The organism is Rhizobium sp. BK661 (genome assembly GCF_024808825.1).
Classification (GTDB): domain Bacteria; phylum Pseudomonadota; class Alphaproteobacteria; order Rhizobiales; family Rhizobiaceae; genus Rhizobium.
The window spans coordinates 1-26,355 of sequence record NZ_JANTYT010000010.1; the positions used below are offsets into that span (position 1 = coordinate 1).

Here is a 26,355-nt window from a genome sequence, read left to right on the forward strand (position 1 = left end):
GCTCGGATCAATCTGCAACCTCTTCAATAGCCAAGAATGTCGAAACTATTTTACAGCCGCAGGCTATGGGTTCGATTAAACGTACGGCGCTCTAGCAAAAGAAAGGGCGGCTCATAAGCCGCCCTTTCGCGTAATGAGATAGATCACCACTAAGCCGGCCGTTCTTCGCCAGGCCGTGGCTTCCATGTGATGAGACGCTTCTCGGCCACATCGAGGAACAGGTCTATGATCAAAACGAATACCGCGAGGATGATGATCCCGCCGAACACGCCCACCGCGTCGAAGTTACCCTCAGAGCGCGCGATTAGATAGCCGAGACCGGCAGATGCGCCGAGGTATTCGCCAATGATTGCGCCGACCACGGCAAAGCCGACGGAGGTACGCAGCGAGGAGAGAATCCACGTTGCAGCTGCTGGGAAGTAGACATGGCGTAGCAACTCGGACCGCCGCGCCCCGAGGATGCGGGTATTCGACAGCACGACTGGGTTTACTTCGCGGACGCCCTGAAGCGCGTTGAAGAACGTGACGAAGAAGACCAGCGTGACCGCCAAGGCTACCTTCGACCACAGGCCGAGCCCCAGCCACAGGACGAAAATAGGAGCAAGCACCACGCGCGGGATCGCGTTGACGGCTTTAATGAACGGGTCGAGGATACGCGCGATAGAGGGGCTCAGACCGAGCCATACGCCGGCGGCGACACCAAGACCGGTCCCTATGAGATAGCCTAGCACAGTCTCGCTGAGCGTAATGCCGACGTGCTTGTAAAAGCCCGGATCGCTTACCCAACTGATCACCTGGTTGACGATGTCATAGGGTGCCGGGAAGAAGAAGCGATCGATAAGGCCGTATGTGACGCCCAACTGCCAAGCGCCGAGGATTACTATCAGCAGTGTGATTTGGATTAGGCGGACGTTAATGGCCTGCATAGCTTTTCTCCACTTCTCCCCGTAGGGACGCCCAGATATCGCGGTAAAGGGTCATGAACTTTGGGTCGAGTTTGATCTCGGCCACGTCTCGTGGACGTTCGAGATCTACACCGAAGCTCTCGATCACACGACTGCGTGGTCCGGAAGCTAGAACAATAACGCGGTCGCCCAGAGCGATAGCCTCTTCCAGATCATGGGTGATCATCACCACCGCGCGCCGGTCTTCTTGCCAAAGCTTGAGCAGTTCGTTCTGCATCAAGTGGCGAGTGTGAATGTCCAGCGCCGAGAAGGGCTCATCCATCAAGATGACTTTTGGTTCGGTGATTAGCGCCTGCGCCATCTGTACGCGCTTGCGCTGGCCGCCCGACAGTTGGTGTGGAAAGCGTTTCTCGAAACCCTTGAGTCCAACTTTCTCCAACCAAGCAGTGACCTTGCGATGACGCTCTTCGGCTGCCACCCCGCGAAACAACAAACCCAACTCGACGTTTTGATATGCCGTCTTCCACGGCAGCAACGCGTCTTGCTGGAACAAGTACCCGATGTTGTTTTGCACGTCCTTGACGGGCGTCCCGTCAATACAGACCTCTCCTTTTGCCGGCTTCAGAAGGCCCGCGACCGCATTGAGAATTGTCGATTTACCGCAACCCGTAGGGCCCACGATGGCAAGGAATTCCCCGTTGCCGACCGTGAGGTTCACGTTTTCAACTGCGACAAAGGATCCGAACGCCATGGTGACGTTGTCTATGGTGACCATCGGGGGAAGGCCAGGTTGAGACACCGCCTCGATTTTCCTTACTGCGTTTGCCATTATTACACCCCTTAATTTTCAGCACTATGGCCAGCGGCTTCGACGAACTTGTTTGTGTACGTCGTGTTGAGGTCGATTGTGGCCTTGCCAACGCTTTCGTTGAAGCTCTTGAGCACTGCGAGAGGAACCTCGAGGTCCGCGGGCGTGAACCGGCCATCCTGCGAGAAGATTGCCTTCGCATTCTCGACTGCCTTGATGTACGTCTGCTTGTCGCCCGAAACGAAATCATCCGGGAGCTGGGCCACGATCTCCTCAGCAGAGTGATCCTTCATCCAATGAAGTGCTTTCACGGTTGCGTTAGTGACCTTCTGAATTACGTCAGGATGCTCGTTGATGTAGTCTTGGTTGGCATAGAGTACGGATGTTGGATAAATGCCTCCGTATACGGCCTTGGCACCGTCGTCGCTTCTTGCGTCGATTAGAATTTTACCCAGCTCACGCTCAACGACGATCGTGGCGGCGGGGTCATAGTTCACCAGGAGGTCGATCTTCCCTTGCTGGAGGGCGGCTACAGCCGCGGCGCCCGAGCCGACGCCGATGATCGAGATATCGTTATCGGTCAGACCATGCTGCTTGAGATAATAGCGGATGAAGAAGTCAGACGAAGAACCTGGAGCAGTGATGCCGACATTCTTGCCTTTGATCGTTTCTGGCTTGGCCGGATCGAAGTCAGTATCGTTCTTGCCAGCGAGAACAAGACCTGAATTCCTTGCGAGCTGGACGAAGCCGACGACATGTTTGCCTTGGGACTGCATCTGGATCGTGTGGTCATAAAAACCGACAGCGACGTCGGTCGACCCAGCCACCAGGGCCTGGAGGACTTTCGAGCCACCCTGAGCGAAGTTCTCTGTCGTGACGTCCAAACCCTCCTCCTTGTAGAACCCGAGGCTTTCAGCCACCGGGAAGGGCAAGTTGTTGAGATTATAGGAGCCCACGCTCATGCGAACAGGGTCGGCGGCATGAGCTGCGGAAGTGAGAGACAGCGCTGTAGCTGCTGCCAAGAGATATTTACGCATGAGAATTCCTCCCTATGTGCTCGGGTCTTCGCCGGAGCGGTTTATGCAGCGTTTTCAACACGCTCTTTCGGCTTAGCGAAGGCGTATCCTTCGAATAGTCTCCTCGCGGTCCTCACAAGGCCCGCGACCGTCGATCCGTTTCGAGTCTCCAGCTGCACGTCGATCCGTCCGCTGGGGTGTTCAATACGAACTAGCGCCGGCAGTGATTGTTCGCCGACGATTTGTGCTGCTACGGTCCCTGGGGTCGTGGCGGCCGTGGCAATCCCGACGGCACCTGTGGTAGCGAGAGCAGGGTGGCAGTCATTGGGCATGAAGTATCTCACTGATATAGTTCCACCTTTCTTGGCTGCGGAAATCAAAACGGGTTTGGGGATGACCGTGTCGGACACATCTCCCATTCCCATCAATCGCCCTGCTTCAGTCCTAATGGAGGCAAGGCGGTCGATGAGCTCATGGTTCGCTGATAGCGATCCAGCGTCTTCGTAGCCAGTTACGCCTACGTCTGTGGCGCGAACAAGAACCATCGGAATTGCGCAATCGATCGCAGTGACTTCGACCCCGGCGATCACGTCTAGCGGCTTGCCCGTAGGAAAGAGCTTTCCCGTCTTTGCGCCGGCTGCGTCCAGAAAGGTGAGGGCGATCGGCGCGGCGAGGCCCGGAACTCCATCGATCGACGCGTCCCCCAGATAGATGACTTCGCCTTTCCGGGTCGGGACCTTAGCCTCGATGATCTTTCCCGTGTTCACGTTATGAATCCGTACGAGCGTGTCGAAATTACCGGCGGGCACAAGTCCAGCCTCGATCGCAAATGGACCCACAGCGGCGAGCATGTTGCCGCAGTTCGGTGAGTAGTCCACGAGCTGTCGATCGGTCCGCACTTGGGCGAACAGGTAGTCGACGTCTGCCCCCTGAACGCTGGCGGGACCGATGATTGCAACTTTAGACGTTACCGGGTTTCCTCCTCCAATTCCATCAATCTGCAACGGATGGCCCGATCCCATGATGGAGAGCAGCGCTGCGTCACGACCAGCTTGATCTGCGGGCAGATCGGAGGCCAGAAAAAACGGGCCCCGCGAAGTGCCGCCGCGCATAAGGACGCAAGGTATGCGTATCAGGTCGTTCATTACATGTCCTCGAATATTGCGTCAGTCGGATCAATCCGCCCGCTTATTGCAATATGCGAAACATCAGGCTATTTGTTAAATGCAATCTTTGAGGGGATTATTGCGAAATGAGCATCAATTGCGAGATTCTGGATCTCCGCGCTTTCCAGGCAGTCGTGGATCTCGAAAGTTTTAATCGGGCCGCCGAGGCACTCAATATCTCTCAACCAGCTCTGACAAGACGCATTCAGAAGCTGGAGCAGTCCATCGGCGCGCCACTACTCGATCGGACGACCCGTCACGTTGCAGCGACAGCCACAGGGCAGGAGTTGCTTCCGCTGGTAAGGCGGATGCTCGAGGAGTTTGATGGCTCCCTCTTTGCCTTAAAGGATGGAGGGTCTAAGCGCCGCGGACTAATCACGATGGCCTGTGTTCCGACCGCGGCCTTCTATTTTCTGCCCACGGTGATCAAGCAGTTCGGATCTGACTATCCCCATATCAGGCTTCGTATACGTGATTTGACGGCAAACGAGGGCCTTCAAGCCGTGGCACGGGGGGAGGTGGAATTCGGAATCAATCTCATGGGAAATTCGGACCCGGATCTTTCCTTTGAGCCATTGATCGATGACCCGTTCGTGCTTGCAATGCGCAGGGATCACCCCCTTGCGGCTCATCAACAACTGAACTGGGGACAGCTCGATGGCTACCCACTCGTTGTCGTCGATCGATCAAGCGGAAATCGGGCCTTGTTGGATGGCGCGCTCGCGAAGCATAACCTCAGGCTGAACTGGTTCTATGAGGTCACCCATCTCAATACTTCATTGGGGCTTGTCGAGGCTGGGCTCGGCATCTCAGTTCTTCCAAGACTGGCGACCCCTCAGGAAGAGCACCCGTATTTGGTCTCGCGCCCTATCGTTGACCCAGTGGTCACGCGCACCATCGGGATCGTCCGCAGACGCGGCGCGCAGCTGTCGCCCGCCGCCGAGAAGTTCATTGAAGTGCTACTCAAGACTTGGAAGGACGGCACGCCCGTTCCGGCTGTTGCCTAGCATTCAATGCGTTGTTCGCGGAAATATGTTGAAGCCGGAAGAATCCGAACTCGCTGCGGGCGGAACGAGGCTGCGTCTTTACTACCCGCCTAAGTTAAGAGGCGCAGCGATGCTCCTCCGCTCGAAATGGCATCGCCGTGGCGGCTGGAACTCTCACTGCTCGTCGATGCCGCCGTTTGAGAAAGGACTTCCGTCGTACCTCGCCGCGATCAAAAGGATCACGGGCGTCTCATGGGAGAAGATCGGGTCTGTGCTTGGCTGCACAGGGCAGAATGTCTACAACTGGACCCGAGGCGAGCAGGTCAAGGTCGACAACGCCGCTTCCTCGCACAGCTTCGTGAAAAAGATGGTCTACATCGATCGTGACAGCCAGGCGAAGTCGCGTGCTCGAGCGCGAGGGAGCTCTCATACGTATCCACATTGGGCAGAAAATACAGGAGCACTGATGGAGGGAGGGCGCCCTTGGGGTAAACGAACTGGCGAGGTGACCGACGATCATGGAGGAACACTGCCGACGCAGCAGCTAAGGTGCGGTGAGAAACGGGAATGGCAACATCTCCGACTATCTGTATACTCGCACGAGTGACAGCTTTGAATTACGATTGGAAATGCAGCGCCGCCTCGCCGCCATCCTGATAGCCGATGTCGTCGGCTATACTCGTCTCAGCCAGCTCGACGAGGAGGGAACGCGCGCCCGTTTTCAGGCTGAACTGCGTGATGTCTTCGAGCCAAAAATAAGCGAGCATCACGGACGTCTGGTCAAGCTCATGGGCGACGGACTGTTGGTGGAATTCCACAGTGTCGTCGACGCCGTTCGGTGCGCCGCCGACGTGCAGGCCGTCGAGGCTGAACGAAATGCAAAACGGATGCCAGAACGTCGGCTCGAATTTCGAGTAGGCATCAATCTCGGGGATGTGATCGTCGAAGACGACGACATTCAGGGCGACGGGGTTAACATCGCCGATCGGCTGCAGGGGCTAGCGGAGCCCGGCGGAATTTGCGTCGCCGCCAGCGTGCACGAGCAGGTCACGAATAAACTCGACTTCATTTTTGAGGACCTCGGTCCACGCAAGGTCAAGAACATAGCCGAACCGCTGCGCGTATTTCACCTGCGCGGGCGTGCCGACCCCGCGAACCAGCCGGTGCGTGCGCCGGCCCCCATGCTCGGCAAAGTCAAAATCGCTGTTTTGCCGTTCGCAAACATGAGCGACGACCCGCAGCAAGTCTATTTCAGCGACGGTATCACGGCGGATATCACCACCGAGCTGTCCCGCTTCCGAACCCTCTTCGTCATCGCCCCCAATTCGGCCTTCGCCTTTCGCAACGAGAAGATCAGCATCGCTGAAGTGGCACATAAGCTCGGCGTGCAATACGTCGTCGAAGGCAGCGTTCGCCGCGCCGCCAGCCGGATCCGGATCACGGCCCAGCTCATCGATGTGGTGAGCAATGCACATCTCTGGGCCGAAAGGTATGACCGGGAGTTGGAGGACGTCTTCGCGGTGCAGGACGAAGTCGTGCGGACGATCGTGGCGACCCTCGTGGGACAGGTCGAGGCGGCGGGCGCCCGGTTCGCCAAGCGCAAGCGGCCCGATGACATGGTTGCTTACGACTATGTCCTGCGCGGCCTCGAGGAGCTGAACCTGGAGGGCGAGGAGCATAACACACAAGCGCGATGTCTGTTCGAGAAGGCGGTTGAACTGGATCCAGACTATGCGGCTGGTCATGCATGTCTCGCCTTGGCGATCTACGTGCAATGGGTCGGGCCGCGCTCGTCGGGGGAACTCGAGCGTGCGCTCGCGAGTGCGCGTCGGGCGCTCGCTCTCGACGACAACGATACCCGCTGCCACAGGGTTCTGGCCCTCCTCTACAAGCGGCTTGAACAATATGATCGAGCGGAGTTTCATTCAGAGAGGAGCATTTCTCTCAACCCCGGTGACGCGCTATCCGCGATGTACCGAGCGCAGATGTTGCGAGACCTCGGGAGAGCAGATGAGGGCGTCGAATGGGCTCGCAAGGCGATGTCGCTCAACCCGTACCATCCCAACTGGTATTGGCGTTCATTTGCATACGTGCTGCACGATGCAGGACTCTATTGCGAAGCTTTGGATGCGTATAGCCGCGTAGTAGACCGCCCCTCGTTCTACCATGCCTATGTCGCAGCCTGTCACGCCAAGCTTGGTCAAATCGAGGACGCGCGGAAGCATGCTGCGATGGCAGTCGAAGCGAAGCCCGATTTTTCAATCACGGAATGGGGCAAGAGGCTGTCTTATAAATTCGACGCCGATCGGCAACGTTTCCTTGATGGGCTTCGTAGCGCAGGCCTTCCTGAATAAATCAAGCTCGTTGGCCATCGTTTCATAAAGTTAGCGACCTGGCTCACGCCGTAAGAAAAGCTGCCCGGAAGATCGAAGTGAGCTGCTGGTCACTACGAAGCTCTGGATCGACCACACGACATAAAAGGGTGCCAAAGCCACTTTAGCCGCCTTGTCTCACCTCCTCGACGTGGCTCAGCGCAGAGGCACAGGCGAGTCGCTGAGCGTTCTCAAGCGAGCGATCAGTTCAGCCGATCGGCCTCGTCGGGTGCGCCACCAATGTCCATATCTACCTCTGGCGCTGTGAGAGGAGGACCGGCGATGAAGATATTGAGGTCCTCGTATGTACAGGGACCCGGCCAGACTATCGGTGTCTTGGTGCAGTGGCCGAACGGTGTCGAGGTCTTCATTCGTCCTACGACGCTCCACAGGTTCGGGCCCCTTCTTGGCAGGTCCTTCACGCCAGTGACATGGCGGCTGGCGCAAGTGTAGGCGAAGAGCAGATGCACCTTTGATTGGATCGCCGTTCGCCAGTTTCGCTGAAATCGGCGCAGACTTCTGAACAACGATACCGTTGAAGGTAGCCGGCAATATCCGCATGAACGTGTTTTGCGAGGGGGTAAGCCGTTATTATAGAGGGGTTGCGTTTAGGATCACACCGCACCCTGATAGCGTTGACGTCTGCCCCCGATTCAACGAGCGCCTTGACGCAGTCGAGGCAGTTGCTGGCGACCGCGAAGTGCAACATACCCTCGCCACGTGGGGCGGCATTTGGGTTGGCACCATGTGCAACCAGCAAGCGGACGTGATCCGAAGACACCGTCAGGACGGCAGCGGTAGAGGTGTCCGAGCGAGGACTCCTTTTTCACGTCGGCCCCGCTTTAACAAGAGGTTCTGCTGCATCGGAATGGCCGCTACGCACCGCGACAACGAGAGGCGTGGTTGAGAGAGCGCAATGATATTGGAGCCAATCCTCGAGCCTCCTTGCCGACCCAAAATAATTCCCAATTTCCTATGAGTGAGCAGGGCGCACACTCGGCTCCGACTGATCAACGTGGGAGAATCAAGTAAAGAACCCGTATGCGTTCGCCGGCCTTTTCAAACTTCGCACCAGGATCGCGCCGGTTCATGGTGCATCAAGAGACTTGCTGTTAGGGCTTGGTGTCGTCTTGTTGATCTCGAACACATTTATCTACCGGGCTGGCGGAAACTCCAGCCTCCGGACATCATAGCCAAGCTCGTCGGCCTTGCGGACCATCTTTCGAAGGAGCGCCTTGGAAGGAACTGTTCTCGAATAGATCCAGAGATTGGTCATAGCTGGGTTAGCACTGATGAACCAGGATTTATCAGGTGATACATAGAGTACCCAGTAGTTGAAGGTGATGAGCCATGGATAACGGACGCGCATCTTTGCGTTTGTCGTCCCGAAATCCTGGATCTTTCCCGTGCCGCGGACGGTCTTCAGCCGACCCTTGGGAGTACCGTCGTGGCAGCCATCCTCGACCATAACCTCGCTCGGCGTTTTGCCCTTTCGGTAAGTCGAATAACCCGCAACGCAACCGTCTGTGAGAAACATCGGAGTCCGCCCAACCTCCAGCCAAGTCCCCCGATAGTGGTCGGGTCCAACCTTGACGACCTCGGGCGCAGCGTTAGCCTGCGTTCCGGTAGTAAGAGCCAAGCTAACCACAGCAGTCAGAAGTGCTGCGAAGCGAGTAGGCAACATGTTACTCTCCTAAGATTACCCGTGCTTTTGATGCTCATTTCCAGCGCCGAGTCCGGCAGCGCGTAAGTTTCCGGCGGAGCGGAGCGCGATAAAGGTTGTGAGACCGGCGACCGCAAAGGCGTTTAGGCTTAGCAACGTCGATAGATCATCGCGGTCCCAGACAGAGAGCGGCGTTCCGATGCAGTTTCGGGAATACACGAAAATTAGGAAAACGATTAAGGCCGCGCAGCGTTGCCACCAAAGCTCCTCAGCTTTGAAAGACACCGCCACGAGCAGGATGCACGCGGCATAAAAAAGTTCGGTACCTGATGCCGGACCAAAGAGCTTCGTTTCGAACAGTGTATCGACGGTGCCGACAAGGGGAAGGGAAACGCGAGCTGCCAGACTTGACCGCCGCGCTATGAATGGGATCGCGGCAAAGAATGGTGTGGCGATTAACGTGCCAAGCGATGCCGCGGCACCTTCTCGGGCAAGATACCATACGTAAACCGGATAGAACGGTTTGTTCAGTACAATGATCCACGCGACAGTCACGCTTGCCTGGGTCAAAGGGTCCAACGATTTTCGCGCACCGTCGGTCACGGGGTCGGAACCAATAGATAGTGGCCAACGCCCCAGACGTCGCCGTTGTCGTGGCCGAAGAGGCCGGCGGTCGAGAGGAAAAACAACCGCCAACGGCGAAGCCACAACGACGCACGCTTGCCGTAGACCTGACGGAAAATGGGCTCGATGCGCTCGATGTTGCGATCGAAATTCGCCAACCAGCCGAGTGCCGTGTGGCGATAATGCATGCCGGACCAGCGCCATTCCTGCTCCACTTTGAATAAGTCGCCGAACCGATGCGGCAGATCGTGTGCCGGCATGATTCCCCCGGTGAAAAAATGGCGGGCGATCCAGTCTGTCGGATCGTCGTGATCAAAGCGGTAAGACCGATCCTTGTGGGTGAAGACATGCAGAAAGAGTCTTCCATCCGGTTTAATCCAGGCACGGACACGCGCCAGCAAGGTGCGCCAGTTGGACATGTGCTCGAACATTTCTACTGAGACCACGCGGTCATGGCGATCGGTTGTCGCATAGTCGTTCATGTCTGCGGTTATCACCTTGAGGTTCGTCAGTCCGCGATCCCGCGCACGCCCACAAATGAATTCTCGCTGAGAAGCGGAATTCGAAACCGAGGTTATTTTCGAGTTCGGAAATCGCGTGGCGAGATGCAGTGACAGCGATCCCCAACCGCAACCCAGTTCGAGGATGCTCATGCCATCTTCGATCGCAGCGTGGTTGACCGTTTCGGCAAGCGCATGGGTCTCTGCTGCCTCAAGAGCGGTGCCGGCGTGCGGATAAAGGCCGCAGGAGTATTTCTGCTGCGGTCCGAGTACCAACGCGAAGAACTCCGCAGGAACTTCGTAGTGCTGCTGGTTGGCATCGTTAGGGTGGGTCGCGATGGGAAACCTGCTCATTGTCTCGACGAACTCCTGCTCCGTTTCGACCGGGGTCGCGGCAAGCTTGAGCTTGGAGCGCCGACAGAGGAGCTCAATCCCGGCGAGCGTCATGCCGTCGGTGAGCGGAGCGCGTTCGGCGGTATTTATGGCGAAGGCCAATACATTCATGACTGTTTTCCTTGATGGGCGATGCCGGATTTTCGAGGACCAGGAAAGAAGGCGTTCACGCGTCCCTGCAGCGCGCGGAACTTATCGCCGCGCGAGCGCATCATGTGTTCTTCAAGAGGCGGGATGCCGGAGACACGCACGAGCAGCCAGTACATTAGCAGCGGCGCGAGTAGAGACAGCCAGCTCCATGGTGTGGGGCCTAGCGCAAAGAACGGCCAACAGCACCAGAAAAGCCATTCGAAGAAGTAATTGGGGTGGCGTGAATAGCGCCAGAAACCAGTTTCGCAAATTTCAGTCTTTGCTTGCGGCGTCTTGCGGAACCGCGCCAGCTGTAAGTCGGAAAATGCCTCTCCGGCGAGCGACAGTGCAGCGACCAATAGCGACAGTCCATCTATAAGCCGGGGAAAGGGTGCATCGTTCAGTGCTGCGAGATAAACCGCAAGGACCAAAACAAACGCCACCACGGCCTGGATCTGCAGGAAGACGAAAAGCCGCCAGGCGGCACGATCCCCCCATTCCTCCATGAACTTCGCGTACCGGGGATCTTCACTGCCGCCCCTGGTCCGCGATCCAATATGGCCGCCGAGTCGAAGCGACCAAGAAGTGATGATGACGAGCGCGGCGATGCGCCTATCGAAATTTCCATTGGCGGACAGTGCGGCAAAGACCCCGCTGCTGCCGACCGCAAAAGTCCAAATCGTATCGATCCAACCACTCAGGCCCGTGGCGCGCTGTACCGCCCAAGCGATCGACATGGCAACCGACAGCCAAGTTGCGATTATGATGAGAACATCCAACTCCATCATTTCCTCGATCAGCTCGAAGCGACACAGCCGATGTCTACGGACGCAATAGAGTTTTGGTTTCGAAAAAGTCCGAAATGTTCAAAAATTTTCGATTCATGAAACCAACCCGGGCAATTTCTCGTATGTAAAACAACGCAAGGCCACGATCGATGGCCGGAGAAGAGGGTTTAATGGCACTCTCAGATCGGACTGAGGGCGGTAAGCGATTGAAGATAGCAGTTGTGGGGAGCGGGATTTCTGGCCTCCCTGCGGCATGGCTGTTGTCGCAGCGACGCGAAGTCACCGTTTTCGAGGCGCCGGCCGCACTGCCAGATGGGCAGGAAGTGCTTGCATGACAACGGTATCAAAATTGGTGCTTCTACCTGGCCCGCATTCACCTTCAAGGCCGACGCGCCATAGTCTTGCCTATAGCGTCTACTCGCTGCTCCTCGATCTAGACGAACTCGAGGCACTCGACCGACGGCTGAAACTGTTCTCCGTCGACCGCTTCAACCCCTGCTCATTTCACTGCAAGGATCGAGGAGATCGATCTGGTTTCAACCTGAAGGGGCAGGTGGCCGCCTCTTTCGTTGCGTCCTCTGATTCCGAAGCGCCGATTTCTTATCGCACGCGCGTGATCCGACCATGCTTCAATTCGATGGCGAGTTTCAAATGGGGGCGTGGGCTCCATGAGCGAGTGATCCGTTTCCTTTTTCCGACGTATTAATCATATGTTGTTACGAGCGTATTCTGAGCCGGGAATCGATGGCACCGCACAAACCGTTTTACAACGGCCAGGCGGACCATGTTCGCTGTCAAGGGTATCAATATTGCCTAACAATACGGGTCAAATGGATCGCGAGTTGATCAACGCTCTGATGAAAAGGGTTGGAGACGATCGGGACAAGCAGGCGTTTGAGGCGATCTACAGGTATTTCGTTCCGAAGCTTAGATCGTTCATGTCGCGGACGTCCAAGGAGCCTGCGGTCGTCGAGGAGTACGTGCAAGAAGCCATGGTGCAAGTCTGGCGGAAGGCGCATCTATTCGATCCCGAGCGGGGCCAAGCTTCTACGTGGATGTTTGCGATCGCGCGAAACGTCAGGATTGACGCGTTGAGGCGAGGGCCGAAGCCGGATTTCGACCTTGAGGACCCGATCTTCCGGCCGGACGACGTGGAACCAGCAGACGATATCCTTGTTCGAACTCAGGAGGCTGACGCGCTGGTCAGGGCAATGAGCGAGTTGAAGAAAGACTATTTCGAAGTGCTCAAACTTTCATATTTCGAAGGAATGGCGCACGGCGCGATCGCGGTTCGCTTAGGTATACCTCTGGGAACGGTCAAATCGAGGATCCGCCTGGCATGCGACCGGCTCCGGGAAGCGCTGAGGGACCTCAAATGATCCGTCATCATCTGGACGACCACTTCCTCGGTGGGCTCGCAGCGGGCAATCTCGAGGCTGGTTGGGCCCTGGGTGCCGCAACCCACCTGACGATGTGCTCCTCCTGCCGCGCTATGTTCCGCAACTATGAGTGCATCGGTGGATATTTTCTGGAGACAGAAGTGGCCGATGGGAACCTCGATGACGGTTGGAGCGATATGACAAAACGTATCATCTCAACGAAACCCGATGAAGCGCCTCCGAAAAAGCAAACTCGCAGCGCGAGCGCTCTGTTGCCCGAGCCTCTCGCGTCGTACGTCGACATGGCTGGTGGATTGAGGTGGAGGGCTCTAGGGCGTGGCGCGGCGCAAATGATCATCCCGACAGAAGATAAAACAACGATCGTGCGCCTTCTCAAGATACCGGCAGGCCAAGCTGTGCCCGAGCATTCGCACAACGGAACCGAACTCACGCTTGTGCTGGATGGAAGCTTTGAGGATGAGATTTCCACCTTTGGCCCGGGTGACGTCGAGATCGCCGACGGCTCGTTCACGCACACCCCCAAAGCGACGGATGCAAAAGATTGTATTTGCCTTGCGGTTACGGACGCGCCGTTGAAGTTCAAGAGCTTGTTGATGAGGGTTCTTCAGAAAGCTTTCCGCATTTGATTCAGCATCAGTAGTCTGCTCTCGTTGACGCCCAATCGGACCGGGAAGGACCAGATCCAAAACCTCCGATCCAACCGCCGGCGCGAGGGCCTTTGAAAGGTGATGCAGCACCCTTTTAGCGAGATGACCACGCCGGGTTGAAGTGATCCGAAGTTCCCCTGCTTTCGTACTTTCCTTGAAATACGAAGGATTGTTCGATGAGTCAAAGAAGCGCGAAGGAAAAGCTCGTGTCTTTACGGAAGGCAGTTGGAGGCACGAACTCGTCGGGGTTGATGTTTGCTATCTTAGCAATGCTGGCCTTCGCCATCGCTTCGCCAGTGGCAGCGGCGGACATGACAGGGCAATGGGCGAGGGGCGACGGAAACGCGCGGGTGAAAATCGCATCCTGCGGCTCCAATATGTGTGCAACAAACCTATGGATCAAGCCCGGTACCCCACGGGAAAAAGCCGGCGACACGCTCGTCATGACAGTGCGACCAGACGGCGGCGGCCTGTATTCGGGAACCGCCTTCGATCCCCAGCGGGGACTTACCTACAAGCTGACGGTGGAAGTAACGGGGCAGCGGATGACCACGCGAGGGTGCGTGCTCGCCGGCATAGTCTGCAAGGCCGTGACGTGGCAACGGTTCGAATGACGACGGGCTTCATTTACAACATAGATCTTTAAAAGCGGTCCCATCAGGAAAACTACAAGCTCCGTTCTGCCGCCATCGTCGGCTTTCGTTCTGACCATTTACCTTACCAAACTATTTCGGATTCGTCATAAGCTAGAAACCTTCCGCTCGAAATTGTCGATGCCGAGTCTAGCGTCTGTAGTATCATCTGCGCAGCCTCCGGCGGCGAAAACCGGTCATAACCGCTCGAAAATCGCTCAGAAAGGGTTGTCGCGACAGTCCCCGGATGGATTGCCAAAACGATCGCGTTTGGATGTGTTCGCCCAATTTCGATTGATGCTGTCCGGACGATCTGATTGAGAGCCGCCTTAGAGGCTCTATAAGAAATCCAGCCGCCCAAATAGTTATCGCCAATTGACCCGACACGAGCGGAGAGAACGCAAATGAGCGCGCGATCTCTGCGCGGTATCAACGGAGCAAAATGCTTCAAGAGGAGGGCCGGACCGATCGCATTGACTGCGAACTGATTTGCCATACTTTGTGGGCTCAATTGCTTTAGCGACTTTTCAGGCCCGGCTCCCTGGATCGTCAAAGCTCCCGTCGCGCAAATCAAAAGGTGAAACTCTCGGTCCTTAAGCCGCGCCGCCCAGTTCTCGATCGTCGCTTCGTTGGTAATGTCGATTCCATCGTACGAACGAGAAAGGGCGACAATCGAACCGATCCTTGTGTCGTTCTCGAGAGCATCGACAAGGGCCGAGCCGATGCCGCCAGACGCGCCGATCACCAGTGCGTTGTAGTGATCTGGCAGCGATTGCATAATCTCCATCGGTTCGCTCCACGCCAGGCGTTACTGCGTTCACTTCCGCCGAAAATTTTCTCGATAGCCGTTTCGTGGTCAGTCTTTATAGTCACACGCTTCGCACGCCTGACATGTCTTCACCTTTGTCAGCCGTGACCCAGCTCACCCAAGCATGCGGCCGGTCCACAGCCTATGGAGGGCCAGTCGTGCGTGGAAAGCACTTAGGCCTGCTTCCCATCGCAGGCCAACCCCGGCTTATCGGCCTGAAACATTCTACGGTGCTCCGGCGAAACAGATCACTTGCCACCCAGCTTTTAATCATTAATGGCAAGTCCCGCCTAGTTCAAAACGGGCAGCGCAAAAGCAGCTAGGCCAGCTGATGGTTCCTTGATCGCCAGCAACCAGCCAGATCCCACTCGTGTGGCGCTCGTGCCGAACCGCCAGTCAGCGGTTCGGACAGTAGCCAACCCCCAATGTAGCCAAGGGTCAGTGCGTCAGATTATTGGAGAGAAACGCCTTCAGTCGCTCGCTCTTGGGATGCACGAAAATTTCCGCTGGATTGCCCTCCTCGCCGATTACGCCATTGTGCAAAAACACGACCCTGTTTGCGACTTCTCTGGCGAACGCCATCTCGTGCGTAACGACGATCATCGTCCTCCCTTCGTTGGCGAGCGACCTCATTACCCTAAGCACTTCGCCGACGAGTTCGGGATCGAGCGCCGATGTTGGTTCGTCGAAGAGGATGATGTCTGGCTCCATCGCAAGCGCTCTTGCAATGGCGACCCGTTGTTGCTCACCTCCGGAAAGCGACGTTGGATATGCATGTCGTCTATGCCAAACGCCCACCTTTTCGAGGTATGCCTGCGCTTTCTCGGCGGCGGCACTCTTTGACACTCCTTGAACTTTGAGGGGTCCAAGCATGACGTTCTCCAGCGCTGTCATGTGGCTCCAAAGGTTGAATTGTTGGAAGACCATGGCGATTGACGAGCGAAGACTGGTCAACTGACCTCTATCGGAGGCCGATAGATTTCCGCTCCGGTCTCGAACGAGGCGCAGAGCGTCACCGTTCCATGTGAGTTCGCCTTCTGTGGGGCGCTCAAGCATGTTCAGGCAGCGCAAGAAGGTGCTTTTCCCGGAGCCCGAGGAGCCGATCATGGAAATGACGTCGCCTCGCTTTGCGGTGAGCGAGATTCCCTTGAGAACTTCAACAGTTCCAAAACGTTTTTTGATATTCTTAGCTTGTAGCATCGGCGTCACCGAATGTTCCTTCGTCATGGGCTTAGCAACAAGCCCGTTCTAAACGGGTCTTTGCCCGCGATTTTGCCGAGGCGTTTGCCTACTTCCGCGATCCGTGTGTCTGCCCGGGCATAGAAGATGCCGGAAGTTGCTGCCTCTATGTGATCTATTCGGCCCGTCAAAGGATCGATTATGTCGGCGACGATGTCGCCTCGATTGATGAACTGTCCTAGCTGACACCGATAGGAAAGCAGCCCGGCTGCCGGAGAGATCAGAGCTTGAGAACCGGAAAGCGGCGTAGGTTCGCAGAGCATCTCAGGAGGCTTCTGCATTTCGCCTTGCACCACGCCAATTGCGATCAGGAACTGGATAATCGCGTCGGCATCTTGCGCCGCAAGGTCAATTTGAACGTCTGATCGCCCCCGTAGCTCGATCGTAGTTGCGACGCAGCCAACCGGGATAGCATGACGGCCGTACAGTTGGCGCAGTGCGACCCACGGCTGGGAGACGGCCTCGTCGAAGGGGTTGTCACCAGAAACCTCGGCGATAAGCACCGCGCGCGCCTTTAGAAATGCTGACAGCGCCTCAAGTGCTTCAATGAACTCCGGTTGGGTATAAATGTGGACCTCGGCTTCCCCATCGCAGTGAAGGTCGAGTACGTAGTCTGCATCGACAGATGTCTGCAGAATCCTTTTGCGAAGCAAATCAGCAGGTGTATCGGCCGGCCAAACGTCCACTTCCTGGCGAAGGGCTTCGCGGATAATCGCGACGTTCTCCTTGGGATCTTCCCCGAGGAGGCAATCCAGCCTACTGACGACGCCGAGGGTGAGGTCCGGATAATGCCGGTTGAAGTTTCGGCCGTCGTAGACGTCAAATCGGCCTTCTTGCTGTCCGAGGCCGAACTGCGACAAACCTATGGGATTGGCAACAGGCACTACTGTCACCCGACCGCTTATTTTGCCTGTCTGTTCCAAAATCAGCAGTTTTTCGCATGTCGTCCTCGAGACGAGCATTCCTGGACCTTCGTCCGCATGTAGCCCACCCTGGATATAGACATGCGGACGGGCATTGGGATCGCCAAACGTGAAGGACTTCAGGAGATGAGCCGTCCCAATTCCGCGCCCCTTAATCTGATATTCGGTTTCAAGCATGAATTTCACGATCCAATTTCGGATGTTTTGAGTCAAAATTACTCTTTAGTGAAGACGAGAGGTGACGCAGAAAGCGATGCTCCAGCATCCTGAATGCCCGTGCTAGGACGATGGTCAGAAACAGATAAATCAGGGCCGCTACGCCAAAAGACTCCGCAATGACGAGGTAGTTTGTGTAGACGTCCCGCGCGACCCGCATGACTTCTACGATAGTGACTGTGCTCGCCAACGCCGTTGCGTGCATCATCATGATGACCTCGTTGCCATATTGGGGCAGAGCCCGCCGCCAGGCTGCGGGCCATATCACGCTGGTGAAGACGGCCAAGCGGTTAAGGCCGATCGATCGTGCAGCTTCGACTTCGCCTCCAGGGACGGCTCGAATGGCACCAGAAAATATCTCGACTGTGTAAGCGGTGGTGTTCAAGCTCAATGCGAACCAGGCGCAAAACCACGGCGACCGGAGAACAGGCCACAGGGCGCTTTCTCGAAGAACGGCGAACTGCGCCAGCCCATAGTAGACGATGAAGAGCTGGACCAGAAGCGGCGTGCCGCGGATGACGTAAGTGAACAGCCACACTGGTCTTGAAATCCAAAACGAATTGGAGGCGCGGGCGACCGCGAGCGGCACCGACAGTGCAAACCCAGTCAGCGTCACCAGCGCGAGAAGAGCCATCGTAATTTTGAGGCCAGACAGGAATGCCGGCAATGATTCCAGGACTATGGACCAAGTTATCATGTGGCACCCAATGTCTTGACGCCCCTCGAGAATCGGCGCTCAACGAGTTGGAAAATAACTACGGAAATCGTGGTGACGGATAAATAGATCAATCCGATCAGCGCATAGAAAGTGAACGGCTCTCTCGTGGCGGCGGACGCCAGATCGGCTCGGTGCACCATATCGTCTAGGCCGATGATCGACACCAGGGCGGTTGCCTTGAGCATCACCAACCAATTATTCGTCAATCCAGGTATCGCGTGCCGCATCATCTGGGGGAAGAGAATGAACCGCAGGACCTGCCTTCGGCGAAGGCCGCACGAAAAAGCCGCCTCGATCTGTCCCGCTGGAACGCTTAAAATAGCCCCGCGAAACGTCTCGGTCAGGTACGCGCCGAAAATGAAACCCAGGGTCGAAGTCCCGGCCAGAAAGGGATCGACATCCACGTAGCCCCAGCCGACCCGCTCACCGAACCTGTTGAGCATAATTTGCCCGCCATAGAACACGACAAGCATGACCAGGAGGTCCGGAAGCGCACGTACGACCGTCGTATAAGCTGTCGCGGCTCCCCTTGCCAAACCGCTGCCATAAACCTTCGCCACCGCCCCGACGAGGCCGAGAGCTGAGGCAACCACCAGGGACGCGAAAGCGACGGAGAGCGTGACCTTAAGCCCCGAGAGAATCATGGGCAGGTAACCGTAAAACAATATCTTGAACCCCCTTGAGCAGCTCCAGCGCCTTTTTTTGCCTGCGCTGGAGCCGAACGCACTTACTTCCTGGCGGACAGCGGCGTGACGTCGAAATCGAAATACTTCGCAGCGATCTGCTTGTAAGTGCCGTTCTTCATCACGTTTGTTAGCGCCTCGTCGACCTTGGCCCGCAAATTGTCGTCGGTCTTCCTAAGTGCTATTCCCACACCGCCGTCGGTTCCCTCATCGAGGAATAGAGTATCACCGACCTGTGAGAATCCTTTTCCTTCAGGTTTTTTCAGGAACGACTCGGCTGAGACGACAGACGAGCCGAATGCGATGTCTCCGCGACCTGCGGCAAGTTCGAGGTAGACCGCTGGTTCCTTGTCTACTGCCAGGACATTGCTGTCGGGGTAGTTCTTCGCCAGATATTCTGCCCGGGGCGAATTTCTGAGGACGATGATCGTCTTGCCCTTGAGGTCCTCAGGCTTCCACGACTTGAAAGCGCCGTCTTTCGCGATCCAGCGCGAGGGGACATCATAGTACGGTTTCGAGAAGTTGACCGCCTTTTTGCGTTTCTCGTTGATGCTCATGGAAGCGACAATCATATCGAACTTGCTCGCATTCAGGGCTGGAATCATGCCGTCCCATTCCTGCTGGACCATCGCGCACTTTGTCTTCATCTCCGTGCAGATCGCGTTGGCTATGTCGATGTCAAATCCGCTCAAGGTCCCATCGGGGCTGACTTGGGAGAATGGGGGGTAGTTGCCTTCAACTCCCACTCTGACCGTCGCCTCCTCGGCACGAAGATGCGTTGCAAATAGTGTTAATGCTATTACCCCAGCAATTTTCAGACGCATAATTTCCTCCTCAGCGTTAGTATGCTCCAAGGATGGCAACTTTTTTTCACGGTGTCAATTTATGAAAACAGATTCCCATAATCCAAAAGTCTGGTCAGCGGAGTCAGACCGCCAATTCTCGACTTCGAAGCTGGGAAAGAGAATCTCGCGATTACTCAGGGAGGGAACCGCGTCCCAGCGTCAACTCTCGGAGTTCACGCTCAGGGATCCTGTTTTTGTAGCAACCCGGGGCATTGAAGACCTCTCGCAAATCACAGGCGTCTCGACCTCGACAATAAGTAGATACGCCCGGGATCTGGGTGTTGCCAGTTTCGCCGAGTTTCGGGCCGCTGTCGGGAATATCATCGGCTCGCTCATCGCGCCTGTCAGCAAGCTCAACGAAACAATGAGCGATGACAGCTCGCGGAACGGGGCGGTTGAAAGAAGTCTCGCATCAGCAGCAGTTTTGGTTGCCCAACTTCAAGAGACCGAAACCGCGAACAGGCTGAAGGCGGCATCCAGAAAGATAGGGTCAGCCAATCGTGTGTACGTCGTCGGTTTTGGCTTGAGCGCCCACTTGGCGGCGATGTTGACGTTGGGTTTACAGCCCTATCGAGAGAATGTCGTCAATATTGCGCAGTACGGTGGTACCGAATCCGCTGCGGCGCGCCTGGCTTCGTCCACGACGGGAGATCTCGTCGTAGCGATCTCTTTCCCTCGTTACTCGAAAGACGCGGTTGAAATGGTCCGCTTCGCACGGGAGCGAGGTGCAGAGGTAATCGCTTTGACCGACTCCACTGCATCACCGATATCCGAATACGCGAATGAGTTGCTGCTCGCGCCCGCTCAGCATCCGGTGATTTCCAGCAGCAGCGTGCCAGGTCTGGTGTTGATCGAGGCCTTGGTTTCAGAGTTTTTGATTTCTGACCCAGAAAACCTCAAAAAAGCCGAAAGACTTGCAAGTGCCATAGCAACTTATCTCGCGGGCAGCGGCTGATCAGAACATACCAGCGACGTCAGCGACGCAGTGTTCTAGGTAACATCGCCAGCGGGGGCGGCAACAAGCGGAAGGTTGATGTTCCCGGGCTCGAGGGCGTGATCGCTACTGCGGCGTCTTCAATCCTTAGTCTCACCCGTATTTGCGACCCTCTTCTCTGAATTCGAAACCTGCTACCGGCCTATCGCAACGACCCAAGAGAAGCCATGCCGCCGCCTCAACTGAGAACGCTTTCGAAGGTCGCCGCGCAATTGCCAGCAGCCAAGGTTGTGCGCTAGCCTGCGGATTTGGCGGCGGATCCTGCCGCGGGAAGCGCGATCGATCCGTTGAACTATTTCAGCTCCTGAGCAACTGGGGTGTGGAGCTCGGAGCCCAGATGGTTAGAACACGGCGCCGTATCTGACCACGTGCCCCGCAGCTACCTTCGTCATCGCCCGTTAGACCAGGCCGCGCCTTGAGACGCACTGAATCCGAGGAAGTCGAAGGCGATAACCCCGCGCCCGGCGGCAAATAATAGCGGAGCGACGTCCCTATAGATACGGCTATTGTCCGGAAGCCATGGATCATCACGAACGCGGTGCCGCCGTCGGGATAGTCGCGCACGTAGATCCGACGTCCGTTGCGTTCGACATGTTTCTCGGCGAACCCGGTGTCGTCGTTCGCGTAGGCGTTTGTTCTCTTCTGTGTTGCATCCATTGGCGTCGGCAGAGCTGGAGCCGCAAGAGCTGCAAACGAGGCCATGAGAAGGTCGCGCCGGGTAGGGAAAGACCTTCGGTGTCCGGCATCTTCCTCTCCTCGCAGCACGGCGGGTCTGCTGGTAAACGGCTGGCCCACGTCCGGTTGACTTCTTCTGGAATGTCTCTATTTTTAGTTTTATCGATCTTTTGCTTGCCAAGCTTTGTCTACCGCGCGATTGGCACCGCGCTCTATTCGAACCTTCTCTTTCAGAAACAATCGTAACGTCGTCCGGGAAGCGCAGCCTCTGCAGTCCTGCACTCTATGCTTTGAAAGGGTTCATCATGACCATTGGCACAGCAAAATGGTCCAACTCCACGAAGGGCTTCTTTATCCAGCCCGATAACGGCGGCGCGGACGCGCTCGTTCACATCTCTGCCGTCGAACGCGCCGGAATGCGCGAAATCATAGAGGGTCAGAAGATTGGTTACGAGCTCGAGCGCGACATCAAGTCGGGGAAGATGTCGGCCTGCAACCTGCAGGTCGCCAATTGTGACCTGCCATCTCTTTGACCACGGATCTAGTGGCACTGGGACGGCACGATTATCTGAAAGGCCGGGCAGGTTGCCCGGCATTTTCCTATCCATCGCTTTGCAGACTAAGGGAATTTTCATGACTCAGACCTACAGCAAATCCCGGCAGCAGGCCGAAATTGCGTTTAGCCTTATCCAGTCCCAGTTCTGCGCGCACGGCCAAGGCGTCCAGGAACTGGAAACTGAAGAGCAAGCGCGCCAAGTCAAGACACAGCGTCTTCGAGACGCGCGGCTAGCGCGGGACGGGCAGGATTATGCTAGCCGTTGAACGACCACTACGCAGATTACTAGCAGCCGTTCCAGGGGCTGCTCAAAACTCTATTTCGACACTGTGGCCAGGCGTCGCTTGATTCCACAGGCTTGGTGCAACGGCCACCGACGTTGCTCCTCCCAAAAATGAACCCTTCGCAGCGTCACTGTGAAATTATCATTCGAATCGCCGACGTCACGTCCTGACGTTTGTATGGCTTGCCCATGAAAGGAACGTCGCGTGGAAGACTGGCACCGGGCAAATTGTTGCCAGATGTAATAATGATCTTGATTGGCGGCCAGCGATCCCGAACAAACGCGGCGAGCCGCAGCCCATCCATGCTGCCGGGCATGTCAATATCAGTGAAGATCACCTGGATGTCCGGGCGACCCTCGATAATCTCAATCGCTTCATCTGCGCTCGATGCCTCGAGCACGATGAAACCGTCGTCCTCAAGATCTGCGACGGTCGACAAACGCAAGAATGGCTCGTCTTCCACGACAAGCACGACTGGCTGAGAGTCAGGCACGTTTGCTCGCTTTTCTCTTTGGAGGAATGCTCTAGGGCCAAACCGCGAGGGAATGTACGTTGGCGTACAAACGCGCCATCGACTGCCTGGTTCCAGCAAGGAAATTTGCGACCGGAAAAGCGTGGCGACATTACTGTTAGACGCCAAGAGCGAAGAATGAGTGAAGGGAAAATGACCGAGGTCCTCAAACGCCTGGATTCTTCACACACAGAGGTTAGGAGAACGTCGCGATTCCCTTGGTCGCCACGGACGCCGAGAAACGCTTTCGACCGCCGTGCCTGCATCGCCCGGAACGGATCACGGTTCTCAGCGACAGGAAACTCCTGTAGGCTAAGTGGGCCGGACGCGCGGTGAGAGCAACGAAATACTGCCGCCAACGTTTTGCCTGTTGGTATCAAGGTAACGTCGTCGCTGCTGCTGCCGCCTGCGATAGTTATCAGCTTCTCTCGATCCCGCACGTGGATGTTTCGGCGTGTGGACCGAATGGCCCGTATACCTTCCAGGACGTGAAGCTGTTCGGTAACACCCGAACGCCGAACTCCCAGCATCAGCGCTAGGAACTCGTGGGTCACACCGAGATTGTCGCCATCGAGGCGATCATGGCACATCAAAAGCCATCGAGCCATCGTTCCTGCATGTTGTATCGGGCGTTGGCCAAGGCCGAATGAGCGAGCTGGACGACGGAGGTATGAAAATAACAAAGAAAAACGGCCCGGGCTCCTCATCCTCAGTGACTGCTTTCATGAATAGCGATGCTGGGACGCGGATGCCACTGCCAGCCATTTGCATGAAGGTCCGCCCGGGCGCTCCCTCTATGGCGAGCATCAGATGCATACCGGACGCGCCTTGCCGGCCGATATGCCCCACTTCGATAGCTTCGTCGTTGGAACTGGTGGCGACCATGGACCCAAGGCCGCTCTCCAGAAAATAGATGTAGTCGGGAGGGACACTATCCTCGACGAGAACATGTTTGGTGGCAGATCGACGCGCTCCATGCCGTGAGCGAGCCGGCCGAAGGTTTGCGCACTGATCGTCCGCAGAAGAGTGTTGCCGACATTCGATTGGTCGAGGCGTACCATTACTTGCTCCATGCCGGAGCTTGGGTGTTACCAAACGCCTATGAATAGAAGTCTAACCGTACGGCGTGGTCAAATGTTCCGCCAGTGCCACAGCAGGTTCGTACGATTTCGGTGTTACCGTGCGCAGGCATTGTTCTAGTTTTTCTTAACTTGCGACCCACATCTCTTTGCCGTTTCGCCCAGCCACAGCTTTTTACGCAATCGATCTGATAAGGCGGGGCTTTAACGCAACGGCCGCCAGGAAGTACGGGAGGAATTAGGCGTTCCGAAACACGACTCCCGCTTGAAGGGCTGCGGCGAGAAATGCGGCTTGCGCTTCTCCCTGGCTGACCGCCCCTCTAAGCGCGCCGGCGCAAGCCTCCATCGCCGAGATAAAGGTGGTGCCGGTGGTAACTGGCCAGTTCTTGAGAAGCAGCTCAAGAGCTTGCTCTGCAGACGACACGGTGTGGAATGACCGGTTGCGCTCTACAATTACGATGACCCATTCAAGTGTTGACATAGGCGTGGCCGGCCAAATTCGCGGATTAGTGGATTACACGATTAGCCCGCGCACAATGTGAGTGAGAAACATTGGTCACCCGCGCGATCCTTCCTCGAATCCCGCTTGTCAGTCTACATGGGCAGTTGGAGAAGCAAGGCCGTTCCCCGACTTTTCTACGGCAATGGCAGTCCCTGAATAGAGGCGCGCGTCCGCTCGAAGCTCGGTGGAGACATTGCAGAAATCGTCGGGCCGAAGACCCTTTTCAGTTCCCTGGTTAGGTCGTCGGCGGAAGTCATCCCGCCTTGAAAACGTTGTATGAGAAGCTTCGCCGCAAGGTCGTATCGCTCAGGATGCGCAACACTTTTGGCAGAATTGTATCCAGCTTCCTCCAAGACGCCTTGCAGCATCGTCAGGTCCCTGGAATGTAAGACGTAGCCGAGTGGGGAAGACACTGAGGTCCTCCTTCTAATTGGGGCGAGGGCCCAAGCCCTGGTCAGAAGCGCCCTTAACAATGGCTGCTGATGAAATCATCATGCCCGAGAGTGGCTCGGGATGCAAAGAATTAATGCAATTTTTTGTTTTTATCAGCCTTTGCAGTAAAACCAAAAATTGAGATTGTATTTCCACGGGGCTTCGGCAGCGTGCTCGGCTTCACGGGGCATCGCTCAATGCCGATCGACATGGCCAGTACGTCCACCACTCTTACAGAGAGGCATGGTAGCTATCCTCTTGCAGTCCATCCCGCAGGTTCGGCACGTACGGGCAGAATTGCGCAGGCTGTCCATCAGCAAATTATCGGCAAGCGCGGGAGTTTGGTTACGCTTTGTGGGTCGCTTCGGAACTGCAAGCGGAACTAAGGTACCGCACCATTTCATTAGTGGCGGCGGCAGAATATGGATCGACAGTCTGAATACGGTCAACGGCCACTGTCATTGCCCAGCGGCCTTCATCACTATCGATATCCACTCGACGTGTTGAGCACCACTCTTGAACCGCGTCCAGAACAATCTTCATCTGAAGTTCATCGAGAGAGGAAGATAAAGACTTCGTCATGTCCGTGCTCTCCTGGGCGGCAAGAGCACAGTCATCTCTCAAGCGGTCCCGCCAGTGTCTATGGGCCGACCCGGGATACATAGGGTGTTAGAAATAAAAGGAAACGCGAAGGGTTTGACCGCCCCGCCTTCTAAGTTAATTCTTCTTTTTGCCTTATTTAATCGCGGGATGGTAAAATCGTGGCGTCCCAGACGCCTCCTCGCCGACGAAACGCGCTTCGCAGTCGAGAGGCGCCCAGCCGCGCGACCGGGCGCATGTGAAAGGGGAGGGTGGGCGCCCGTTGGGAAGTGCAGGGACCGGGGCAGGGCCCGGTTTTGAAATCCAGATGATGCGCGGTACACCGTCTTATCATGGTTCCCAGGATGCCGCCCAGTAGCACGCCGGCGACCGACAAGATGTAAAATACGATTAACATCAGCGCATCACGCTATGTCAAAGTTAATTGCGGCCGTTCTTAATCCTCCATAGGGTTTATCCATCGGTCGGCATCTCCTGGCTACGATCGACTGGAAGCACACGAGTTGCTTTCGCCCCTCTAAGTTGGAGGGCGATGAGTGTCGGAAATGCTCCGTACAATTTCGTTCGATGATCTTTCTCCGGTATTCGACGCGTTCTCCGAGTGGTGCAAGGAGACTAAGGTTGATCCGAACAGTCTCGTCGGCAGCGTTGCTGCGTCCAGACTATTGGACCTTTTTCTCAAGGGCCATAAGACATCGAGAGATCTTTTGGCCGCCCTAGGGCCACTCCGCCCGCCGTCAACAAAGCCTGATCAGTAGATCTCCAGGAAAGCTCCTGGCCAGAATCAGGATCTCAACACATTGCAAGCGGCTTCGTTATCAGCTCTCGCAAATCGACAGGTTTCTGAAGTCGATCCGCCGATCTGTACCGGAGAGGTCATAGCCGGTTGTAAAAATGAACGGTATGTTCCTTTTCGCCAGGATGTCAGCCATCGTGAAATCCAACTCGCTATGAACATTGACATTACGAAGTGCTGCGTCGACATGTTCTTTTTCCACCAGTTCTGTTGCTATCTCCCGATGTGCAACGGGGTCCCAACACAGTCGCACCGCGCGTGGCTAAGGCCAGTTCGATGTCCCATTGCGATGAAATATTCGTCTTCGACGACTGCTGTCGTCGCTTCATGCTAATATTGTCTTTCGGAGATAGGCAGGTGGATCGCGCAACGAAGGCCGTTCTCCCCGAGAACGAAGCTCGTCTTTGCCCGGAGCTGGTAGGGCAACGTCTTTTCAATCAACTCGCGTCCATAGCCGGCATATCC

At 56.3% G+C, this 26,355-nt stretch carries 29 protein-coding genes and 2 pseudogenes; 11 read left to right on the plus strand and 20 right to left on the minus strand.

Annotated features, from left to right (window positions below):
- Positions 1–149: 149 nt before the first annotated feature.
- The 4 genes from FHX16_RS19635 to FHX16_RS19650 are packed head-to-tail and all read right to left on the minus strand — an operon-like array spanning position 150 to position 3,874.
- Positions 150–926 (minus strand): ABC transporter permease, encoded by a 777-nt coding sequence (locus FHX16_RS19635; protein ID WP_183756600.1) that lies wholly within the window; start codon positions 924–926, stop codon positions 150–152.
- Positions 913–1,734 carry an ABC transporter ATP-binding protein gene (locus FHX16_RS19640; RefSeq protein WP_246712795.1) on the minus strand — a complete coding sequence of 274 codons (822 nt, stop codon included), beginning with the start codon at positions 1,732–1,734 and terminating at the stop codon, positions 913–915. Before FHX16_RS19640 ends, FHX16_RS19635 begins: the two co-directional genes overlap by 14 nt.
- Before the next feature lie 11 nt (positions 1,735–1,745).
- Complete coding sequence (locus FHX16_RS19645; RefSeq protein WP_183756601.1) at positions 1,746–2,750, minus strand: ABC transporter substrate-binding protein; 1,005 nt, start codon at positions 2,748–2,750, stop codon at positions 1,746–1,748.
- Between the two features lie 41 nt (positions 2,751–2,791).
- Positions 2,792–3,874 (minus strand): 4-oxalomesaconate tautomerase, encoded by a 1,083-nt coding sequence (locus tag FHX16_RS19650; protein ID WP_183756602.1) that lies wholly within the window; start codon positions 3,872–3,874, stop codon positions 2,792–2,794.
- 107 nt (positions 3,875–3,981) lie between these two features.
- Between FHX16_RS19650 and FHX16_RS19655 the strand changes: the two genes are divergently transcribed.
- On the plus strand, positions 3,982–4,902 hold the full coding sequence (locus FHX16_RS19655) for a LysR family transcriptional regulator (protein WP_183756603.1): 921 nt from the start codon (positions 3,982–3,984) through the stop codon (positions 4,900–4,902).
- Positions 4,903–5,510: 608 nt separating this feature from the next.
- Positions 5,511–7,235 carry an adenylate/guanylate cyclase domain-containing protein gene (locus tag FHX16_RS19660; protein WP_259129828.1) on the plus strand — a complete coding sequence of 575 codons (1,725 nt, stop codon included), beginning with the start codon at positions 5,511–5,513 and terminating at the stop codon, positions 7,233–7,235.
- Between the two features lie 221 nt (positions 7,236–7,456).
- Here the strand turns inward: FHX16_RS19660 and FHX16_RS19665 are convergent, their stop codons facing one another.
- The 6 genes from FHX16_RS19665 to FHX16_RS19690 all read right to left on the minus strand — a co-directional run bounded on the left by FHX16_RS19665 (position 7,457) and on the right by FHX16_RS19690 (position 11,347).
- On the minus strand, positions 7,457–7,624 hold the full coding sequence (locus FHX16_RS19665) for a hypothetical protein (protein WP_259129830.1): 168 nt from the start codon (positions 7,622–7,624) through the stop codon (positions 7,457–7,459).
- Positions 7,625–7,671: 47 nt separating this feature from the next.
- Positions 7,672–8,034: an ankyrin repeat domain-containing protein gene (locus FHX16_RS19670; protein WP_259129833.1), complete on the minus strand. Its 363-nt coding sequence runs from the start codon at positions 8,032–8,034 to the stop codon at positions 7,672–7,674.
- Positions 8,035–8,406: 372 nt separating this feature from the next.
- Positions 8,407–8,937, minus strand: coding sequence for a lipocalin family protein (locus tag FHX16_RS19675; RefSeq protein ID WP_183756605.1), 531 nt, complete (start codon positions 8,935–8,937; stop codon positions 8,407–8,409).
- A 15-nt stretch (positions 8,938–8,952) separates the two neighbouring features.
- Positions 8,953–9,519, minus strand: coding sequence for a hypothetical protein (locus tag FHX16_RS19680; RefSeq protein ID WP_183756606.1), 567 nt, complete (start codon positions 9,517–9,519; stop codon positions 8,953–8,955).
- Entirely contained in the window at positions 9,516–10,544 is a 1,029-nt protein-coding gene (locus FHX16_RS19685) for a cyclopropane-fatty-acyl-phospholipid synthase family protein (RefSeq protein WP_183756607.1), read from the minus strand. Before FHX16_RS19685 ends, FHX16_RS19680 begins: the two co-directional genes overlap by 4 nt.
- The gene (locus FHX16_RS19690) at positions 10,541–11,347 is read right to left on the minus strand and encodes a DUF1295 domain-containing protein (RefSeq protein WP_259130083.1); all 807 of its coding nucleotides are present in this window, start codon (positions 11,345–11,347) and stop codon (positions 10,541–10,543) included. The genes FHX16_RS19685 and FHX16_RS19690 overlap by 4 nt, the downstream gene beginning before the upstream one ends.
- Positions 11,348–11,520: 173 nt before the next feature.
- Here FHX16_RS19690 and FHX16_RS19695 point away from each other — a divergent pair.
- From FHX16_RS19695 to FHX16_RS19710, 5 genes and pseudogenes are all read left to right on the plus strand, one after another.
- A pseudogene (locus FHX16_RS19695) lies at positions 11,521–11,646 on the plus strand (NAD(P)-binding protein); the annotation flags it as partial.
- A 35-nt stretch (positions 11,647–11,681) separates the two neighbouring features.
- Positions 11,682–12,056 (plus strand): DUF1365 family protein, encoded by a 375-nt coding sequence (locus FHX16_RS31590; protein ID WP_405049300.1) that lies wholly within the window; start codon positions 11,682–11,684, stop codon positions 12,054–12,056.
- A 103-nt stretch (positions 12,057–12,159) separates the two neighbouring features.
- Entirely contained in the window at positions 12,160–12,729 is a 570-nt protein-coding gene (locus FHX16_RS19700; protein WP_259129839.1) for a sigma-70 family RNA polymerase sigma factor, read from the plus strand.
- The gene (locus FHX16_RS19705; protein ID WP_259129841.1) at positions 12,726–13,376 is read left to right on the plus strand and encodes a ChrR family anti-sigma-E factor; all 651 of its coding nucleotides are present in this window, start codon (positions 12,726–12,728) and stop codon (positions 13,374–13,376) included. Before FHX16_RS19700 ends, FHX16_RS19705 begins: the two co-directional genes overlap by 4 nt.
- Before the next feature lie 272 nt (positions 13,377–13,648).
- Positions 13,649–14,011: a DUF2147 domain-containing protein gene (locus FHX16_RS19710; RefSeq protein WP_183756738.1), complete on the plus strand. Its 363-nt coding sequence runs from the start codon at positions 13,649–13,651 to the stop codon at positions 14,009–14,011.
- Positions 14,012–14,114: 103 nt separating this feature from the next.
- On the opposite strand, the gene FHX16_RS19715 is transcribed toward FHX16_RS19710, so the two are convergent.
- From FHX16_RS19715 to FHX16_RS19740, 6 genes are all read right to left on the minus strand, one after another.
- On the minus strand, positions 14,115–14,816 hold the full coding sequence (locus FHX16_RS19715; RefSeq protein WP_310503138.1) for an SDR family NAD(P)-dependent oxidoreductase: 702 nt from the start codon (positions 14,814–14,816) through the stop codon (positions 14,115–14,117).
- A gap of 459 nt (positions 14,817–15,275) precedes the next feature.
- The gene (locus FHX16_RS19720) at positions 15,276–16,037 is read right to left on the minus strand and encodes an ABC transporter ATP-binding protein (RefSeq protein WP_259129844.1); all 762 of its coding nucleotides are present in this window, start codon (positions 16,035–16,037) and stop codon (positions 15,276–15,278) included.
- A gap of 23 nt (positions 16,038–16,060) precedes the next feature.
- On the minus strand, positions 16,061–17,176 hold the full coding sequence (locus tag FHX16_RS19725) for a succinylglutamate desuccinylase/aspartoacylase family protein (RefSeq protein WP_259129847.1): 1,116 nt from the start codon (positions 17,174–17,176) through the stop codon (positions 16,061–16,063).
- Positions 17,169–17,912 carry an ABC transporter permease gene (locus FHX16_RS19730; protein WP_183756613.1) on the minus strand — a complete coding sequence of 248 codons (744 nt, stop codon included), beginning with the start codon at positions 17,910–17,912 and terminating at the stop codon, positions 17,169–17,171. The genes FHX16_RS19725 and FHX16_RS19730 overlap by 8 nt, the downstream gene beginning before the upstream one ends.
- Complete coding sequence (locus tag FHX16_RS19735) at positions 17,909–18,598, minus strand: ABC transporter permease (RefSeq protein ID WP_259129851.1); 690 nt, start codon at positions 18,596–18,598, stop codon at positions 17,909–17,911. Before FHX16_RS19735 ends, FHX16_RS19730 begins: the two co-directional genes overlap by 4 nt.
- Positions 18,599–18,660: 62 nt before the next feature.
- The gene (locus FHX16_RS19740) at positions 18,661–19,440 is read right to left on the minus strand and encodes a transporter substrate-binding domain-containing protein (protein ID WP_259129854.1); all 780 of its coding nucleotides are present in this window, start codon (positions 19,438–19,440) and stop codon (positions 18,661–18,663) included.
- A gap of 61 nt (positions 19,441–19,501) precedes the next feature.
- Here FHX16_RS19740 and FHX16_RS19745 point away from each other — a divergent pair, with 61 nt between their 5' ends.
- From FHX16_RS19745 to FHX16_RS19760, 4 genes are all read left to right on the plus strand, one after another.
- Positions 19,502–20,416 (plus strand): MurR/RpiR family transcriptional regulator, encoded by a 915-nt coding sequence (locus FHX16_RS19745; protein WP_183756616.1) that lies wholly within the window; start codon positions 19,502–19,504, stop codon positions 20,414–20,416.
- A 558-nt stretch (positions 20,417–20,974) separates the two neighbouring features.
- Positions 20,975–21,376 carry a hypothetical protein gene (locus FHX16_RS19750; RefSeq protein WP_259129857.1) on the plus strand — a complete coding sequence of 134 codons (402 nt, stop codon included), beginning with the start codon at positions 20,975–20,977 and terminating at the stop codon, positions 21,374–21,376.
- A gap of 59 nt (positions 21,377–21,435) precedes the next feature.
- Positions 21,436–21,663 (plus strand): cold-shock protein, encoded by a 228-nt coding sequence (locus FHX16_RS19755; protein ID WP_259129860.1) that lies wholly within the window; start codon positions 21,436–21,438, stop codon positions 21,661–21,663.
- 100 nt (positions 21,664–21,763) lie between these two features.
- Complete coding sequence (locus FHX16_RS19760) at positions 21,764–21,952, plus strand: hypothetical protein (protein ID WP_259129861.1); 189 nt, start codon at positions 21,764–21,766, stop codon at positions 21,950–21,952.
- 145 nt (positions 21,953–22,097) lie between these two features.
- Here FHX16_RS19760 and FHX16_RS19765 read toward each other — a convergent pair whose 3' ends face one another.
- The 4 genes and pseudogenes from FHX16_RS19765 to FHX16_RS19780 all read right to left on the minus strand — a co-directional run bounded on the left by FHX16_RS19765 (position 22,098) and on the right by FHX16_RS19780 (position 25,076).
- Entirely contained in the window at positions 22,098–22,463 is a 366-nt protein-coding gene (locus FHX16_RS19765; protein WP_405049301.1) for a response regulator, read from the minus strand.
- Between the two features lie 419 nt (positions 22,464–22,882).
- A pseudogene (locus FHX16_RS19770) lies at positions 22,883–23,542 on the minus strand (Crp/Fnr family transcriptional regulator); the annotation flags it as partial.
- Between the two features lie 256 nt (positions 23,543–23,798).
- A complete protein-coding gene (locus FHX16_RS19775) occupies positions 23,799–24,041 on the minus strand; it encodes a DUF982 domain-containing protein (RefSeq protein WP_259129863.1) in 243 nt (80 codons plus the stop codon).
- Positions 24,042–24,839: 798 nt separating this feature from the next.
- Entirely contained in the window at positions 24,840–25,076 is a 237-nt protein-coding gene (locus FHX16_RS19780; protein WP_259129865.1) for a hypothetical protein, read from the minus strand.
- Positions 25,077–26,355 lie beyond the last annotated feature (1,279 nt).

Excerpts from the sequence above, each read along its gene's own strand:
- FHX16_RS19705 (WP_259129841.1), top strand. The coding sequence starts at position 12,726 with ATGATCCGTCATCATCTGGACGACCACTTCCTCGGTGGGCTCGCAGCG.
- FHX16_RS19660 (WP_259129828.1), top strand. The coding sequence starts at position 5,511 with ATGCAGCGCCGCCTCGCCGCCATCCTGATAGCCGATGTCGTCGGCTAT.
- FHX16_RS19755 (WP_259129860.1), top strand. The coding sequence starts at position 21,436 with ATGACCATTGGCACAGCAAAATGGTCCAACTCCACGAAGGGCTTCTTT.
- FHX16_RS31590 (WP_405049300.1), top strand. The coding sequence starts at position 11,682 with ATGACAACGGTATCAAAATTGGTGCTTCTACCTGGCCCGCATTCACCT.
- FHX16_RS19740 (WP_259129854.1), bottom strand. The coding sequence starts at position 19,440 with ATGCGTCTGAAAATTGCTGGGGTAATAGCATTAACACTATTTGCAACG.
- FHX16_RS19780 (WP_259129865.1), bottom strand. The coding sequence starts at position 25,076 with ATGACGAAGTCTTTATCTTCCTCTCTCGATGAACTTCAGATGAAGATT.
- FHX16_RS19730 (WP_183756613.1), bottom strand. The coding sequence starts at position 17,912 with ATGATAACTTGGTCCATAGTCCTGGAATCATTGCCGGCATTCCTGTCT.
- FHX16_RS19715 (WP_310503138.1), bottom strand. The coding sequence starts at position 14,816 with ATGGAGATTATGCAATCGCTGCCAGATCACTACAACGCACTGGTGATC.
- FHX16_RS19690 (WP_259130083.1), bottom strand. The coding sequence starts at position 11,347 with ATGGAGTTGGATGTTCTCATCATAATCGCAACTTGGCTGTCGGTTGCC.
- FHX16_RS19760 (WP_259129861.1), top strand. The coding sequence starts at position 21,764 with ATGACTCAGACCTACAGCAAATCCCGGCAGCAGGCCGAAATTGCGTTT.
- FHX16_RS19720 (WP_259129844.1), bottom strand. The coding sequence starts at position 16,037 with ATGCTACAAGCTAAGAATATCAAAAAACGTTTTGGAACTGTTGAAGTT.
- FHX16_RS19710 (WP_183756738.1), top strand. The coding sequence starts at position 13,649 with ATGTTTGCTATCTTAGCAATGCTGGCCTTCGCCATCGCTTCGCCAGTG.
- FHX16_RS19645 (WP_183756601.1), bottom strand. The coding sequence starts at position 2,750 with ATGCGTAAATATCTCTTGGCAGCAGCTACAGCGCTGTCTCTCACTTCC.
- FHX16_RS19725 (WP_259129847.1), bottom strand. The coding sequence starts at position 17,176 with ATGCTTGAAACCGAATATCAGATTAAGGGGCGCGGAATTGGGACGGCT.
- FHX16_RS19640 (WP_246712795.1), bottom strand. The coding sequence starts at position 1,734 with ATGGCAAACGCAGTAAGGAAAATCGAGGCGGTGTCTCAACCTGGCCTT.
- FHX16_RS19675 (WP_183756605.1), bottom strand. The coding sequence starts at position 8,937 with ATGTTGCCTACTCGCTTCGCAGCACTTCTGACTGCTGTGGTTAGCTTG.
- FHX16_RS19635 (WP_183756600.1), bottom strand. The coding sequence starts at position 926 with ATGCAGGCCATTAACGTCCGCCTAATCCAAATCACACTGCTGATAGTA.
- FHX16_RS19750 (WP_259129857.1), top strand. The coding sequence starts at position 20,975 with ATGGATCATCACGAACGCGGTGCCGCCGTCGGGATAGTCGCGCACGTA.
- FHX16_RS19665 (WP_259129830.1), bottom strand. The coding sequence starts at position 7,624 with ATGAAGACCTCGACACCGTTCGGCCACTGCACCAAGACACCGATAGTC.
- FHX16_RS19655 (WP_183756603.1), top strand. The coding sequence starts at position 3,982 with ATGAGCATCAATTGCGAGATTCTGGATCTCCGCGCTTTCCAGGCAGTC.
- FHX16_RS19650 (WP_183756602.1), bottom strand. The coding sequence starts at position 3,874 with ATGAACGACCTGATACGCATACCTTGCGTCCTTATGCGCGGCGGCACT.
- FHX16_RS19745 (WP_183756616.1), top strand. The coding sequence starts at position 19,502 with ATGAAAACAGATTCCCATAATCCAAAAGTCTGGTCAGCGGAGTCAGAC.
- FHX16_RS19775 (WP_259129863.1), bottom strand. The coding sequence starts at position 24,041 with ATGTCAACACTTGAATGGGTCATCGTAATTGTAGAGCGCAACCGGTCA.
- FHX16_RS19685 (WP_183756607.1), bottom strand. The coding sequence starts at position 10,544 with ATGAATGTATTGGCCTTCGCCATAAATACCGCCGAACGCGCTCCGCTC.